At 69.2% G+C, this 14678-nt stretch carries 14 protein-coding genes and 1 pseudogene; 7 read left to right on the top strand and 8 right to left on the bottom strand.

Annotated features, from left to right (window positions below):
* Positions 1-178 precede the first annotated feature (178 nt).
* Positions 179-559, bottom strand: a complete 381-nt coding sequence (locus tag AC07NX_RS16960; protein ID WP_019848015.1) for a DUF2237 domain-containing protein — start codon at positions 557-559, stop codon at positions 179-181.
* Between the two features lie 141 nt (positions 560-700).
* On the opposite strand from AC07NX_RS16960, the gene AC07NX_RS16955 reads away from it, so the two are divergent.
* Together AC07NX_RS16955 and AC07NX_RS16950 are read left to right on the top strand one after the other, a co-directional pair.
* Positions 701-1579 (top strand): HpcH/HpaI aldolase/citrate lyase family protein, encoded by an 879-nt coding sequence (locus tag AC07NX_RS16955; RefSeq protein WP_494643355.1) that lies wholly within the window; start codon positions 701-703, stop codon positions 1577-1579.
* 25 nt (positions 1580-1604) lie between these two features.
* On the top strand, positions 1605-2693 hold the full coding sequence (locus AC07NX_RS16950; protein ID WP_494643353.1) for a hypothetical protein: 1089 nt from the start codon (positions 1605-1607) through the stop codon (positions 2691-2693).
* Positions 2694-2697: 4 nt separating this feature from the next.
* Here AC07NX_RS16950 and AC07NX_RS16945 read toward each other — a convergent pair whose 3' ends face one another.
* Complete coding sequence (locus AC07NX_RS16945) at positions 2698-3123, bottom strand: HIT family protein (RefSeq protein WP_494643351.1); 426 nt, start codon at positions 3121-3123, stop codon at positions 2698-2700.
* Positions 3116-4165 (bottom strand): MaoC family dehydratase, encoded by a 1050-nt coding sequence (locus AC07NX_RS16940; RefSeq protein WP_494643350.1) that lies wholly within the window; start codon positions 4163-4165, stop codon positions 3116-3118. Before AC07NX_RS16940 ends, AC07NX_RS16945 begins: the two co-directional genes overlap by 8 nt.
* Positions 4166-4299: 134 nt before the next feature.
* On the opposite strand from AC07NX_RS16940, the gene mdh reads away from it, so the two are divergent.
* Positions 4300-5262 (top strand): malate dehydrogenase, encoded by a 963-nt coding sequence (gene mdh / locus AC07NX_RS16935; protein ID WP_494643349.1) that lies wholly within the window; start codon positions 4300-4302, stop codon positions 5260-5262.
* Positions 5263-5474: 212 nt separating this feature from the next.
* On the opposite strand, the gene AC07NX_RS16930 is transcribed toward mdh, so the two are convergent.
* Positions 5475-5912 (bottom strand): CBS domain-containing protein, encoded by a 438-nt coding sequence (locus AC07NX_RS16930; protein ID WP_494643348.1) that lies wholly within the window; start codon positions 5910-5912, stop codon positions 5475-5477.
* Positions 5913-5981: 69 nt separating this feature from the next.
* Positions 5982-6869, bottom strand: coding sequence for an NAD(P)H-binding protein (locus AC07NX_RS16925; RefSeq protein WP_494643347.1), 888 nt, complete (start codon positions 6867-6869; stop codon positions 5982-5984).
* A gap of 96 nt (positions 6870-6965) precedes the next feature.
* Here AC07NX_RS16925 and AC07NX_RS16920 point away from each other — a divergent pair, with 96 nt between their 5' ends.
* The gene (locus tag AC07NX_RS16920) at positions 6966-7400 is read left to right on the top strand and encodes a winged helix-turn-helix transcriptional regulator (protein WP_494643345.1); all 435 of its coding nucleotides are present in this window, start codon (positions 6966-6968) and stop codon (positions 7398-7400) included.
* 40 nt (positions 7401-7440) lie between these two features.
* On the opposite strand, the pseudogene AC07NX_RS16915 reads toward AC07NX_RS16920, so the two are convergent.
* A pseudogene (locus tag AC07NX_RS16915) lies at positions 7441-7591 on the bottom strand (hypothetical protein).
* Positions 7592-7603: 12 nt separating this feature from the next.
* Positions 7604-8491 carry a hypothetical protein gene (locus AC07NX_RS16910; RefSeq protein ID WP_494643344.1) on the bottom strand — a complete coding sequence of 296 codons (888 nt, stop codon included), beginning with the start codon at positions 8489-8491 and terminating at the stop codon, positions 7604-7606.
* Between the two features lie 122 nt (positions 8492-8613).
* On the opposite strand from AC07NX_RS16910, the gene AC07NX_RS16905 reads away from it, so the two are divergent.
* Positions 8614-9120 carry a DUF1993 domain-containing protein gene (locus AC07NX_RS16905; protein WP_494643343.1) on the top strand — a complete coding sequence of 169 codons (507 nt, stop codon included), beginning with the start codon at positions 8614-8616 and terminating at the stop codon, positions 9118-9120.
* A 289-nt stretch (positions 9121-9409) separates the two neighbouring features.
* Here AC07NX_RS16905 and AC07NX_RS16900 read toward each other — a convergent pair whose 3' ends face one another.
* Complete coding sequence (locus tag AC07NX_RS16900) at positions 9410-10978, bottom strand: GmrSD restriction endonuclease domain-containing protein (protein ID WP_494643342.1); 1569 nt, start codon at positions 10976-10978, stop codon at positions 9410-9412.
* Positions 10979-11167: 189 nt separating this feature from the next.
* Between AC07NX_RS16900 and AC07NX_RS16895 the strand changes: the two genes are divergently transcribed.
* Both AC07NX_RS16895 and AC07NX_RS16890 read left to right on the top strand, forming a co-directional pair.
* On the top strand, positions 11168-13588 hold the full coding sequence (locus AC07NX_RS16895) for an FtsK/SpoIIIE family DNA translocase (RefSeq protein WP_494643340.1): 2421 nt from the start codon (positions 11168-11170) through the stop codon (positions 13586-13588).
* 260 nt (positions 13589-13848) lie between these two features.
* On the top strand, positions 13849-14499 hold the full coding sequence (locus AC07NX_RS16890; RefSeq protein WP_494643338.1) for an outer-membrane lipoprotein carrier protein LolA: 651 nt from the start codon (positions 13849-13851) through the stop codon (positions 14497-14499).
* Positions 14500-14678: the final 179 nt, after the last annotated feature.

The following is a 14678-nucleotide window of genomic DNA, read 5'->3' as shown; positions in this document are numbered from 1 at the left end:
GTCACCGCCACGGGCCGGGCCATGCCCCGGCCCGTGGCGACCACAACTCTGACAGATCCCGGACACACAAGGGGTCGCGCCGTCCTGTCCGCCGCTCGCGGCTGATCCGTTCATTAACCCCTCATCCGACCTCGCTCCGCGAGGCCACCTTCTCCCGCAAGGGGAGAAGGAAGACCGCTCATGCCACCGCGTGGTCCTTCAGCACGCCCAGCGGCACCACCGCCAGCATCTCCTCGTGGGTGGCCTCCAGCACCACCCGCGGGGCGACGCCGGCGTCCAGGGCCTCCTTCCAGCGGCCGGCGCACAGGCACCAGCGGTCGCCGGGCAGCAGGCCGCGGAAGGCGTATTCGGGGCGCGGGGTCGACAGGTCGTTGCCGGTGGCCGCCGAGAAGGCCAGGAATTCGGCGGTCATCACCGCGCAGACCGTGTGCAGGCCCAGATCATGCGGCCCGGTCTCGCAGCAGCCGTTGCGGTAGAAGCCGGTCACCGGGTTCAGCGAGCAGGGCTGCAGTTCCTGGCCCAGGACGTTCTTGGCGGTGTCGTCATAGCGCGTGGTCATGGCGTCAGCTTAACCCCATTCCGGGGATTTCGACCGGGGAATCTGGGCCCCGTTCGGCTGTTGCGGCGCGTGACGGCTTCCGGTGGCGTCGTTCCGGTGCTTAAGAGGAAGCGCAAGAGCAAGACGTCTCGCGGGAGCCTCATGTCCGACCTCGTCCGGCCGCGCCGCAGCGCCCTCTACATGCCCGCCTCCAACGCCAAGGCGGTGGACAAGGCGCGCACCCTGGACGCCGACGTGATCATCCTGGACCTCGAGGACGCCGTCGTCCCGGAGATGAAGGACGCCGCCCGCGAGGCCGCCGTGGCGGCGGTCAGGGCCGGGGGCTTCGGCCCGCGCGAGATCGTCGTCCGCACCAACGGCCTGGACACCCCCTGGGGCGAGGCCGACCTGAAGGCCGTCGCCGAGGCCGGCCCCGACGCGGTGCTCGTGCCCAAGGTCAACGACGTCGCCGACGTCCACGCCTACCAGGCCGCCCTGCACGCCGCCCCGGCCCACACCCGGCTGTGGACCATGATCGAGACCGCCAAGGCCGCCTTCCACCTGTGGGAGATCGCCGCCGCCGCGCGCGCTACCCGGCTGAGCGGCTGGGTGATGGGGGTCAACGACCTGGCCAAGGAGATGCGGGCCCGCCAGACGCCGGGCCGCGAGGCCTTCCTGCCGATCCTGTCGCTGTCGGTCGCCGCCGCCCGGGCCCATGGCCTGGCTATCCTGGACGGGGTGCACAACGACATCGACGACCTTGCCGCCCTGGAGGCGGTCTGCGGCCAGGCGGTCGACTTCGGCTTCGACGGCAAGACCCTGATCCATCCCAAGCATCTGGAGATCTGCAATCGCGCCTTCTCGCCCACCGCCGACGAGATCGCCTGGAGCCGGGCGGTGATCGCCGCCTTCGCCGCGCCCGAGAACGCCGGCAAGGGCGCCCTGCGGGTCGAGGGCCGGATGGCCGAACGCCTGCACCTGGTCCAGGCCGAACGGCTGGTGGCGGTCGCCGCCGCCATCGCCGAACGCTCGGCCGCCTAGATTCGAAAGACCGTCAAAGCTTCTCATGCGCGCGCTCCTGATCTCCCTGCTGGCCCTTTCCGCCGCCCCCATCGCTTCCGGCCAGGCCTGGGCCCAGGAGGCGCCGGTCGTAACCGCGCCCGTCTCGACCGCGCCCGTCTCGACGACACCCGTTCCGACCGCGCCGGCCCAGACCGCGCCCGCCCCCGCGCTGAGCGACCCGAACGCCGTGCCCGTCGTGGCCGCGCCGCCGGCCCCGGACACGGCGGTCTCGGCCGACCAGGCCGTCGATCCCCTGGCCGACCTGATTTCCCAGAGCGGCCCCCAAACCACCGACGAGGAAGACGCCGCGCCCCAGGCGCCGGCCCCGCCGCACAAGCCGACCATCCTGCCGATCCCCACGCCCGACCCCGACGAGCAGCCCGGCCATGCCATCCCGCAGGGCGGCTACGTGCCGGTGGCCGAGGCCTACGACCTGCGGGTCAAGGGCTCGATCCTCGCCGCCCAGGGCCTGCAGGGGCCGCTGGACGGCGGCTGGTCGATCGAGGGGACGGATGGCGCGACGCTGTACCGGCTGCAGATCGTCGACAAGGTCGGCGGCGGCGACGCCCTGGAAGGCGCCTGGCGCGACCCGCGCCGCACGGGCGCGGTGGGCTCCACCGGCCTGATCGATTTTCTCGACCGCTCCGACAGCGGCTTCCTCGCGCGGTTCTCGCCGCGCCCGGGCCAGCTGGCGACCCTGGACCTGACGCCGCGCGGCGACGGGTCCTGGACCGGCAAGCTGAACGAGAACGGGACCGAGACCCCGGTCACCGCCCGTCGCGTGGCCCAGGCGACCGTGCCGGCCGGCTACGTCCCGGTGGGTCGGGGTCCCGTCATCTGGGGCGCGCGCCCGGCCGCGCCGCGCCTCGTGGCCGCCGCGCCCGCCAAGGCGCCGGCCTGCTCGACCCGCGGCAAGAAGGGCAAGGCCCTGAAGGCCGCCAAGGCCAAGTGCGCCGCCGCCGCCCGCAAGGCCGGCAAGGGCAAGGCCACGGCGGCCAAGGGCAAGAAGGGCGGCAAGGCCAAGGCCGTGGCCTCGCGGAAGGGCGGCAAGAGCAAGGCGGCCAAGGGCTCGAGCCGCAAGAAGCGCCGATAGGCGGCTAGACGCCCAGCGCCGCTTTCGCCGCGACCGTCGCCCGCTCCAAGGCGTCGGCCGCGTAGGCCAGACCCGGCGAATGGCCCCAGACCGGACCGGGCCAGGCGGGGTCCCCGACCCGCCGGCCCAGGACGTGGACGTGCAACTGCGGAGTCACATTGCCCAGGGCGCCGACATTGAGCTTGTCGACCGCCAGGCCCAGCGCCTGGGCCACGGCGCGGACGGCGGCGCCGGCCAGCACCGTCTCCTCCATCAGCCGCGCGCGGTCGGCCGCGGCCAGGTCCTCCAGCTCCCGCATCGCGGGGCGGCGGGGGATCAGCACCACCCACGGATAGCGGGCGTCCAGCTGCAGACGGGCCTGGCACAGCGGCAGGTCGCCCAGCGGCGCGGACGTGGCCACGAAGGCCGGGTCGAGGACGAACTCAGCCACGCTTCGGAACCGCCGCCCAATGGTCGAAGTCGAGGATGACGCCCGGCGCATAGGCTCCGGTATCGTCCTTGTCGGGAAAGTCGGCGCAGGGCCGGTCGACCGTCGCCACCAGCCGCAGGCGAAGGGCCCCGACCGTCGGCGACAGCTCGGCCTTGTCCAGCACCTGCGACCAGGCGAACACCGTGCCGCCGGCGAAATAGGGGCTGACATGGCGCCCGCCGTTGATCGCCAGGATCAGCCCGGCGTTCTGCAGGCCATTGAACGACAGGGCCTTGGCCGTCGAGATCACCACCCCGCCATAGACCAGCCGCCGGCCGGAGGGGTCTTTCGCGCGCTCGAACTGGTTGAAGTGGACCTTGGCGGTGTTCTGCCAGAGTCGGGTAGCAAGCTGGGCCTCGGCTTCCTCGACCACCATGCCGTCGACATGGTCGATCTTCTCGCCGACCGCGTAGTCCTCGAAGGCGTGCGGCGCGCCGGCGTGGGCGAAGTCGTACCGCTTGAAGTCCAGGCCCGGCGGCGGGACCAGGGCGGCGGCGGCCACCGCGGTCGCCAATTCCGGAACCGACGCCCCCTCGACGATCGCACCGGGGTCGCGCTTGCGCACCATCACCCAGCGCACATAGCTGAGCACCGCCACGCCGCGCTGGTTCACGCCGGTGGTGCGGACATAGACGACGCCGGTCTTGCCGTTGGCGTTTTCCTTCAGCCCGATCACCTCGGACCGGGCCGACAGGGTGTCGCCCGGGTGCACAGGGGCCAGGAACCGGCCCTCGGCGTAGCCGAGATTGGCCACGGCGTTCAGGCTGATGTCGGGCACGGTCTTGCCGAACACCACGTGGAAGGCGATCAGCGGGTCGACCGGCGCGGGCTCCAACCCGCAGTCGCGCGCGAAGACGTCGGACGAGAACAGCGCGAAACGGGGCCCATACAGCGCCGTGTACAGGGCCACGTCGCCGGCGGTGATCGTGCGCGGGGTGGCGTGGACGATCACCTGGCCCAGGCGGAAGTCCTCGAAGAAGCGTCCCGGATCGGTCTTGCTCATCCCCGCATGTCCTTATCGCCGTTCAGGCAGTCTTGCCGCACCGCGGCGAAACGGGAAAGAGGGCTTGAGACTGAACCGCAGCGGGCGTAGACCGCGCCCCGACATTCATCGTCCACAGCCTTGACGGAGACCCCATGGCTCGCGCGAAGATCGCCCTCATCGGCGCCGGCATGATCGGCGGCACCCTGGCCCACATCGCCGCGCGCGAGGAGCTGGGCGACATCCTGCTGTTCGACATCGCCGAAGGCACCCCGCAGGGCAAGGCCCTGGACATCGCCGAAGCCTCGGCCGTGTTCGGCAAGGACGTCGCCCTGAAGGGCGTCAACGACTATGCCGACATCGCCGGCGCCGACGTCTGCATCGTCACCGCCGGCGTGCCGCGCAAGCCGGGCATGAGCCGCGACGACCTGCTGGGCATCAACCTGAAGGTCATGAAGGCCGTCGGCGAAGGCATCAAGGCCCACGCCCCCGACGCCTTCGTCATCTGCATCACCAACCCGCTGGACGCCATGGTCTGGGCCCTGCAGCAGTTCTCGGGCCTGCCCAAGGAAAAGGTCATCGGCATGGCCGGCGTCCTGGACTCGGCGCGCTTCGCCTACTTCCTGGCCGAGAAGACCGGCGTGTCGGTGGAAGACATCCACGCCTGGACCCTGGGCGGCCACGGCGACGACATGGTGCCGATGGTCCGTCACTCGACGGTCGGCGGCCTGCCGCTGCCGGAACTGGTCAAGCAGGGCTGGATGACCCAGGAAGAGCTCGACGGCATCGTCAAGCGCACCCGCGGCGGCGGCGGCGAGATCGTCGCCCTGCTGAAGACCGGCTCGGCCTTCTACGCCCCGGCCGAAAGCGCCATCGCCATGGCCACCAGCTACCTGAAGGACAAGAAGCGCGTCCTACCGTGCGCCACCTTCCTGACCGGCCAGTACGGCCTGGACGGGCTCTATGTCGGCGTGCCGGTCGTGATCGGCGCCGGCGGCGCGGAGAAGGTCATCGAGTTCGAAACCAACGACGAGGAAAAGGCGATGTTCGCCAAGTCCGTCGAGTCGGTTAAGGGCCTGATGGAAGCCTGCAAGGGCATCGACAGCTCGCTGGTGTAAGCTTTCCGGCCTTCGGAATACAGAAAGGGCGGCTCCGGAAGGAGCCGCCCTTTTTCTTTTCACCCTCTCCCGGAGGGGAGAGGGAGGGGCCCAAGCAAAGCTTGGAAGGGTGAAGGCGCTCGACGGCGTGCCAGCACGCCGGCCAGCAACCTAACCCCTCATCCTCCCACGCCTGCGGCGCGGGCCCCTCCTTCTCCCTCTGGGAGAAGGTGTTATTGAGCCGCCGCCGTATCCGCCGGTTCCGCCGAGATCTCCTCCAGCGTCTTGCCGACCTGCTTGGCGCCGTAGTCCTTGGCCACGTCGCCCAGCGACAGGATGCCGGTCAGCTTGCCGGCCTCGTTGAGCACGACCAGGCGGCGGATCTGGTGGCTGGCCATCTTGGCGGTGGCGTCGGCCAGGATGTCGTCCTCGCGGACGCTCTGGACGTCGCCCTCGCTCATCGCCTCGGAGATGGGGCTGTCGAAGCTGCGGCCCTCGGCGACCACGCGCAGGACGATGTCGCGGTCGGTGACCAGGCCCACCACCTTGCCGTTCTCGACGATCGGCACGGCGCCGGTTTCGACGTGGGCCATCACCTGGGCGACCTTGCGCACGGTGTCGGTGGGGGCGGCGGTGGAGACCTGGCTGGTCATGGCGTCGCTGACTTTCATCGGGAAGGCTCCTGAAGGAGTGAATTGAACCCCTAGGAAACCCCGCGCCGCCGCGCCCGTTCCGCCGGCCTAGCCCAGCGCCGCCCGGTTAGCCTCCAGGAACGCCGCCACCGAGACCGGCGCCTGGCCCGTCAGCGTCTCGACCACGTCGGTGACGATGGCGTGCTGGCCCTCGGCGGCCGCGACGTCGAAATCGACCAGCACCGCGACCAGCGAGGGCGGCAGGCCCGCGCCGAGCAGGCCCTGGCGCAGGGCGTCGGCGGGCAGGGCGTGGTGGGTGACCGGCTTGCCCGAGAGCTTCGCATAGAGGGCGGCGACCTCGTCCTGGGTGACGGCGGCGGGCCCCGAGACGTCGAGGATCCGGCGGCCCTCGCCCTGGAGCAGGGCCGCGGCGTCGGCGCGGGCGCAGTCCTCGCGGCTGACATAGGCCCGGCCGGCCCCGGCGGCAGCCGAATAGAGCGCGCCGCTGGCCACGGCCTGGCCCGCGCCCATCAGCAGGATTTCCGCATAGATGTTGTGGCGCAGGATGGTCCAGCCGGGGACGGCGCTGGCGGCCAGGGCCTGCTCGGTCCAGAAGTGGTCGTCGATCACCCCGCCGCCCTCCTGGGGCCGCGCGCCCGGCGCGGAGGTGTAGACCACGTGCTTGACGCCGGCCGCTTCGGCCGCGGTGATCGCCGCGCGATGCTGGGCGATGCGCCGGCCCGGCTGGTCCAGGCTGTCGGTGCTGACCAGCAGCAGGCGGTCGACGCCGGCGAAGGCGGTCGCCAGCGAGGCCGGCTCGTCGAAGTCGACTCGACGGGTCTCGACGCCGCGCGCCGCCAGCTCGGCCAGTTTGGACGGATCGCGGCTGGCCGCCACGATGTTCGGCGCGCCGGCCTCGAGCAGCAGCTCGACCACGCGGCGGCCCAGCTGACCGCCGGCGCCGGTGACCAGGAGGCGGGGAGAAGAGGCGCTCATGGGATGATCCTTGCTTTGGTCTCTGATTGAGACCACGTATAGATGTGAGACTATGGTCCGGCCGTAAAGACGGCAGGTTTTCGGGAGATAGGCAGCTTGAAGGAACCACCTGAAACAGTCGAGCCGTCCGCCGGCCAGACCCTGTCGGCCTCGTTCCAGGCCTGGACCGACCAGGAACTGAACGCCCAGGCCTGCCCGGTGCGCGACGTCCTGGACCACCTGGGCGACAAGTGGAGCACCCTGCTGATGATCGCCCTGGCCGGCGGGCCGCTGCGGTTCGGGGCCCTGCGCCGCGCCGTGCCCGACATTTCCCAGCGGATGCTGACCCAGACCCTGCGCGACCTGCAGCGCGACGGCCTGATCGAGCGCCGGGTGTTCCCGACCAAGCCGCCCAGCGTCGAATACAGCCTGTCGCCGCTGGGAACGTCGCTGCAGGAGCCGCTGGCCCAGCTGGTCGGCTGGGCCGAGCGTCATCACGCCGAGATCCGCGCCGCCCGAGCCCGGTTCGACGCCGAAACAGAGGCCGCCTAGGGTCCGTCCTCAATTGCGTTTCGGTGATACCCAAGCGAAATCAGCGCTGTAATTCGTTGTCATCCCGGAAAGCGCGTAGCGCTTGTCCGGGACCCAGGGGCCGGCGCAATGCGGTCGCCCCTGGGTCCCGGCTCTACGGTCCGCCAGGCGGACCTTCGGCCGGGATGACAATTGAAAATCAACGATCCAATCGAGTCCGGACCCTAGCCCGGCGCGCCGGGCTTGGCGGCGAGCGCCTTCAGGGCCGCGGCCTCCTGGGCCGGCAGGTCCAGGCGGCGGGCGGCGTCCAGCACCTGGCGCCGCAGGGCCTGGGCGGCCTCGACCCGGCCCAGGGCCTCCTCGGTGTCGGCCAGCGACAGCTGGGAGAAGGGCGCGAACACCTCGAAGCCGATCTTCTGGCGGATCTCCAGCGAGCGGGCCATCAGGTCGCGGGCCCCGGCCTTGTCGCCGGCCGCCTCGCGCACGGCGGCCTGGTGACGCAGCACGTAGGACAGCTCCAGCTCGCAGCCGCCGGCCGTGGCGGCCTGGAACGCCTCGGCCAGGGGTTCGGTCGAAGCCGCCACGTCGCCCGCCGCCTGCGGCATCAGCCCGGCGAAGAACAGGGCCTCGGCCTTCAGGCAGGGATCGGTCAAGCCGGCGGCGGCCTCGCGATAGGCCGGCTGCAGGGCCATGGACTTGGAGACGTCCCCGGCGGTCAGGTCGTGGAAATAGGTCGAGGTCGTCTGGCGCAGGCTGGCCAAGGCCAGCAGGCCAGGGTCCCGGACATGGGGCAGGAGCACCTTGACGGCGCCCAGGGTGATCCTCTCGTCCGGGCTGACCTTGCCCGACAGCCGCTGGGTCTGGTGCACCCGCACCCGCTGGAGCAGGAGCCGCAGGACCTCCTCGGGATCCTCGGAGACGGCGAGGGGCGCGGCCAGAGATTCGGACGCGGCTTCGAAGGCCCCGGCATAGACCGCCTTCTCCGAAGCCCGCAGCGCCTGCTCCGTCCGGGCCGGAACCGGGCCCCGCGCCATGGCCGGGCCCGCGCACAGCAGCAGGGCGGCGACGACCAGGACCAGGCGACGAAGGAGCGGAGCGAAGGCGTCGGTCATGGCGGACGGGCTTGAAGGCTTGGAACGACGATCAGGCGTCACGGCGGCGCTCCCCTTTTCCAGCCGGTCTGGCTCACGGCGATCCGGCGCGCTAGGACTGCGCCCTTCTCAGCGGAGCTCCCATGACCCTCACCATCCATCAAGCCAGCGTGCCGGTCTTTGTCCAGGGCCTCAAGGGCCTGAAGGGCGTGCTGACCAAGGCGGGCGCCCATGTCGAGACCCGCAAGCTGGACCCCGACGCCCTGCTGAAGGCCCGGCTGTTCCCCGACATGTTCCCGCTGCTGCGCCAGGTGCAGATCGCCACCGACTTCGCCAAGGGCTGCGCCGCGCGCCTGGCCGGCGAGGAGGTCCCGGCCTGGGACGACGTCGAGACGACCTTCGACGCCCTGATCGCCCGGATCGACCGCGCCATCGCCTATGTCGAGGGCCTGGACCCCGCCCGGTTCGAGGGCGCCGAGGACCGCGACATCACCCTGACCCGCCGCGGCGAGACCAGCGTGGTCAAGGGCCTGGCCTATCTGCAGGCCCAGGCCCAGCCGAACTTCTTCTTCCACCTGACCACCGCCTACGCGATCCTGCGCAAGAACGGCGTCGAGATCGGCAAGAAAGACTATCTGGGCGTGGCTTGAAGCCTGAACCCGGGGTCCCCGGCGGAAGCTCAAGGCTTCCGCCGGAAGGCCCACACCAGGGTCGCCAGGGCGGTGAACACCCCCGCGACCGCCGACAGAATGATCGGCAACTGACTCAAAAGCTCCTTGTCCATGACCGCACCCACTGACCCGCCAACAGCGGCGGGCTACGCGCCAGAATGACTCCCGGCCACGTCGAGTCCGGACGTATGTTCGCTTTTTGTTCCGGTCTTCCGGCGTCCTGAGACAAAGTGATGCCACCAGCGAAACGGCCGCTAAGCATAGGTTCCTAGGTCGTCGCCTTAGCCTTCGCGTGCAGCGATTCCTTGTAGCCCGTGTTGCAATATGGATGGGTGAGTTGGGCGTTCTCCACGGTCGCCATGCCGCCATCCTCACGCCGGTCCCTATGATCGATCGATAGCGCCTGCGTCGGTACGAGACCCTTACAGATCGGGCATCGGGAAGCGTTACCGATTAGCTCGCGGATCACCAGGCCAGATTTGACCTGCATCGAATAACGCGTTGGAGCCACGCCCTCATAAGGCGTTTCAGCAGGCTGCAAATACGAGTAGCCGTCCATTTTTACGAGTTCGTTCGCGATCAACTCGGAGGACGTCCCTTGGTCGATCAGCGTGAACACGTTGTCGTAGAAGGTCCGTAGGTGTTTAAGGCCCGAGTCCTTCGTTCCGAATTTCCGGACGATTTGATTCACAAGCGTTCGGTTTGCGATGAGGAAGCCCTCAAAGGCCTCGCGACGTCGAATGAAGTCCGGGAGCTTCTTGGCACGATCCAGATCCACCAAAATTTGCGCCATCGCCAAGAGAAGGACAGGTTGTTGTTTTCCGGTCCAACTATAGAAATAGATGGCGGGATGCAGCCCTATCGACGCTGGCTTATTACTGATCAACAACTCGGCAACACGCTTCGTGCGCTTCAAATATTCAATGGTACGCAGACCGGTCTCGTCGTTCTCCCCCGACTCCACGCCGACGCTCAACCGGACAAATTCAAAGACCATGCGCAGAGTAGGGGCGGAATAGACCGTCCCACCAGCCGGCAAGTCCAAGGACTTGATCGGGTAGCTGAGCGGGGGCTCGAATAGTAGAGCATAAACCTCGCCAGCCAGGCGGCGTAGCTCATCTTGAACGGGCTTTCCAAATGCCGACCAGTGTTGGTGTCCGGTACCCCGTCGGATAATCGCGCGAGCCGCCATGACAGCGGGCTGGCGCCGTCCCCGAAGCAATTCCAGCTCTTGAGGGGTAATCATCGCGGCCTGTTGATTGATCCGCACGAAGGATTGTTCGGCCTTAGTGTGGTCGCCGCGCACCCACTGGACGTTCAGCACTCGACTGGCCAGGGCCCGAGCGCGGGCGACAATATCAGGTCCGAATTCAGCCGGGTTCTCCGCTGCCGCAACGTGATCCGCGTACGATCCCAGTTCCTTTGAGACCATCTCCCGCGTCCGTTTTGCGAAGTTCGCCTGTTCGATAGGAACGGCATGCCCGAAGAACTTCTGTGACGTCTCGCCATCGCCATAGTCATCGTGGACCCAAGCGATGAGTGCACTTAGCCGGTGCGAGCCATCGATAACGAAAAGTAGGTCGCGGTGTTTCCAGAGGATGATCGCCGGAATCAAATCGCCTTCGATAAAGGTTCGGATGAGACCTACGACCCGCTTGGGGTCCCACTCCGAGGTTTCGCGTTGAAAGTCCGGTTTGCGAACCGCCGGATAGAAGAATGACCGCGTTTCAAGATCGCGAACCGCAATGGCTAAGAGGGAGGTGGCGTCGTCATTGCCCGTCTCAACCTCGAAGTCTTCCCGCGCGATCAGGGCATCCAGATTGACGTTGGTAGCCATAGCTCCCCCAGCGAGCCGCCGTCGAACTAGCATCCTAGCCCTCCGCACGCTGGAGTCGAGAAGATCGTCTCCTCCAAAGGCGAAGGCGAATCCGCGACCTCAAACCGCATGGCCGACCGATCAGCGTAAACGCCCCTTAACCCTCTTGGGTCACAACATCGGGGTTCTACGAGTGCAAGGTGACTTCTGATGGCGCGAGCGGCGCGGCGATCGAGCATTGAACTGGTCTGGGACGCGGTGCGCTATGGCTGGGCCCAGCCCTGGTCGGCCCGGTTCCGGGGCGGGGTGATCTGCGTGGTCGGGGCGGGCCTGCTGCTGTCGGTCGCCACCTACAACGCCGCCGATCCCAGCCTCAACGCCGCCACCGGCCTGCCGGCCACCAACGCCCTGGGCGGGGCCGGCGCGGCCCTGGCCGACATCGTCATGCAGTCGATGGGCCTGGCCGGCTGGATGGCCGCCGCCCTGATGCTGGTGTTCGGCATGTCGCGCGTCACCCAGCCCGACCCGGCCGCCCATCGCCGCGACCTGCGGGTCCGCGCCCTGGTCGGGGGCCTGGGCCTGCTGGCCCTGGCCGGCCTGCTGGCCGCGCCGCCGCGTCCGGCGGCCTGGCCGCTGGCCAAGGGCCTGGGCGGATTCTGGGGCGACGGCGTGCTGAACCTGCTGGCCGGCGTGCTCGGTTTCGCCCGCCTGCCCGGCGCCCACTTGATCGCCGCCCTGCTGCTGGCGGTCGGGGCGATCGTCGCCCTGGGCTATGCGATCGGCGTCCGCCGCATCGATCCCGAGGCCGTCGGCGACCTGATCCACGGCCTGATGCAGCCGCGCGAGCGCGACCCCGCGCCCGTCCAGGCGCCCCAGCCCGAACCCGCCGCCCGACCGCGCGCGCCGCGCAAGGCGGCCGCGCCGGTGATCGACATCGAGCCCGAGGCCGCGCCCCGCAAGGCCGCCAAGCCTTCCAAGGCCCCGCCGCCGCCGGTGGAGGACGACGACGCCTTCGAGCCCAGCTTCGAGGTCCGTCCCCTGGCCATCGCCCAGCCCAAGGTCCCGGCCAAGTCCAACAGCCGCGAGCAGCGCGAGCAGCAGAAGGCCTTCGACTTCGAGGACGAGGGCGGCTTCCAGCTGCCCGAGCTGGCCATGCTGGCCAAGCCCAAGCCGCGCTCGGCCGAGTTCGACGAGGAGGCCCTGCGCCAGAACGCCCGCCTGCTGGAAAGCGTGCTGGCCGAATTCGGCGTGCGTGGCCAAATCGACCAGATCCGCCCGGGCCCGGTGGTCACCATGTACGAGCTGGTGCCGGCCGCCGGCACCAAGACCGCCCGGGTCGTGGCCCTGGCCGACGACATCGCCCGCTCGATGAGCGTGATCTCGTGCCGCGTGGCCGTGGCCCAGGGCCGCAACGCCATCGGCATCGAGATGCCCAACTCGCGGCGCGAGACGGTCTACCTGCGCGACCTGCTGTCGTCGTCCGACTACGACAAGGCCACCCATATCCTGCCCATGGCCCTGGGCGAGACGATCGGCGGCGAGACCTATATCGCCGACCTGGCCAAGATGCCCCACCTGCTGATCGCCGGCACCACCGGCTCGGGCAAGTCGGTCGGGGTCAACGCCATGATCCTGTCGATCCTCTACAAGCTGCCGCCCGAGAAGTGCCGCTTCATCATGATCGACCCGAAGATGCTGGAACTTTCCGTCTATGACGGCATCCCGCACCTGCTGGCCCCGGTCGTCACCGATCCCAAGAAGGCGGTCGTCGCCCTGAAGTGGACGGTGCGCGAGATGGAGGACCGCTATCGCCGGATGTCGAAGATCGGCGTGCGCAACATCGGCGGCTTCAACGAGAAGGCCGTCGAGGCCCTGGAGAAGGGCGAGCACTTCGAGCGCACCGTCCAGACCGGGTTCGACGACGCCGGCCGGCCGATCTACGAGACCGAGAAGATCCGCCCCGAGCCCATGCCCTACCTGGTGGTGGTGATCGACGAGGTGGCCGACCTGATGATGGTGGCCGGCAAGGACATCGAAGGCGCCGTCCAGCGCCTGGCCCAGATGGCCCGCGCCGCCGGCATCCACCTGATCATGGCCACCCAGCGCCCGTCGGTCGACGTGATCACCGGCACCATCAAGGCCAACTTCCCGACGAGGATCAGCTTCCAGGTCACCTCCAAGATCGACGCCCGCACCATCCTGGGCGAGCAGGGCGCCGAGCAGCTGCTGGGCCAGGGCGACATGCTGTACATGGCCGGCGGCGGCCGCATCACCCGCCTGCACGGCCCGTTCGTCAGCGACGGCGAGGTCGAGGCGGTGGCCAAGTTCCTGCGCGACCAGGGCATCCCCAACTATCTGGAGGAGGTCACGGCCGGCGGCGACGAGGAGCAGGAAGAGGCCATCGAGGGCGCGTTCGCCGGCGAGGGCGGGGCCAACGACCTCTACGACCACGCCGTGGCCGTGGTCACCCGCGACCGCAAGGCCTCGACCAGCTACATCCAGCGCCGCCTGCAGATCGGCTACAACCGCGCCGCCTCGCTGATGGAGCGGATGGAGAAGGAGGGCGTGGTCGGCGCCGCCAACCATGCCGGCAAGCGCGAGATCCTGGCCCCGCCGCCCCCGCCGATGTAGCCACCGCCGGGGACAGGCGCAGGCGCCTGTCCCGCCCATCGCAAGGTCCTGGCGCGTCCTGGAAACCTGGGCCGTTCGCCGGCGTTTCCCCTCGCTCCAACCGCCCGAACCTGAACGCCGCTTCATCGCAGCGCCGGAAAATGGTCGCGTCGTGGCCTTTCGCTCGTCGCACCGTCAGGGCAAAGGTTGAGCCATACCGTGACGGGCGTTCCGTTCGCAAAGCCGCGCACATCTTTGCGGAACGCCCTCGAGGAGATCGCATGAGCACCACCACGACCCCGACCCGTCGCCTGATCCTCGCCGCCGGCCTGGCCGCCGCCGCGGGCGGACAGGCCTTCGCCGCGCCGAGGCCGCAGGCCGCCGTGCTGTCGGCCGAGGACCAGGCCCTGGTCGACAAGGCCACGGCCTATATCCAGACCCTGGGCTCGGCCAAGGGCCGCTTCGTCCAGACCGACGCCCGCGGGACCCAGACGCAGGGGACCTTCTACCTGCAGCGCCCGGGCAAGGCCCGCTTCGCCTATGACGGCCCGGCCGGCCTGCTGGTGGTCAGCAACGGCAGCGCCGTCAACATCTTCGACAGCCGGCTGAAGACCTTCGAAAGCTATCCGCTGAGCCGCACGCCCCTGAACCTGCTGCTGGCGCGCGAGGTGCGGCTGGACCGCGGGGTGGTCATCACCGGCGTGCGCAGGCTGTCGGACGGCTTCACGATCACCGCCGTCGACGCCAAGCGCCAGACCCTGGGCCGCATCGCCCTGAACTTCAGCAACGCCCCGGCCCTGACTGGCTGGACCGTCACCGACGTCAAGGGCGGGGAGACCCGCGTTCGGCTGGTCGACTTCGAAAACACCGCCGGCCTGGACCCGAAACTTTTCGTCCTTACCGATCCCAGGCGCCGGGTCGGCAAGCCCTAGTTGCAATCCGGCGGTTCGACGCGGCCGGAATGCGACAATTTCACAACATGCAAGTTGTTAACGCGATTGTCCTTGACTTAGATTCTCGCCGTGGCAGATTTAACACGCATGGCGAGGAGCGCCCGACCCGCTCTTCGCAACCGTGCCGGACCTATCCCCTCCCGGCGGCGGCATGAGAG

The organism is Caulobacter sp. GW821-FHT09A05 (assembly GCF_059418465.1).
The sequence above is the reverse complement of the archived record's forward strand: the minus strand, read 5'-3'. Positions and strand labels throughout refer to the sequence as shown.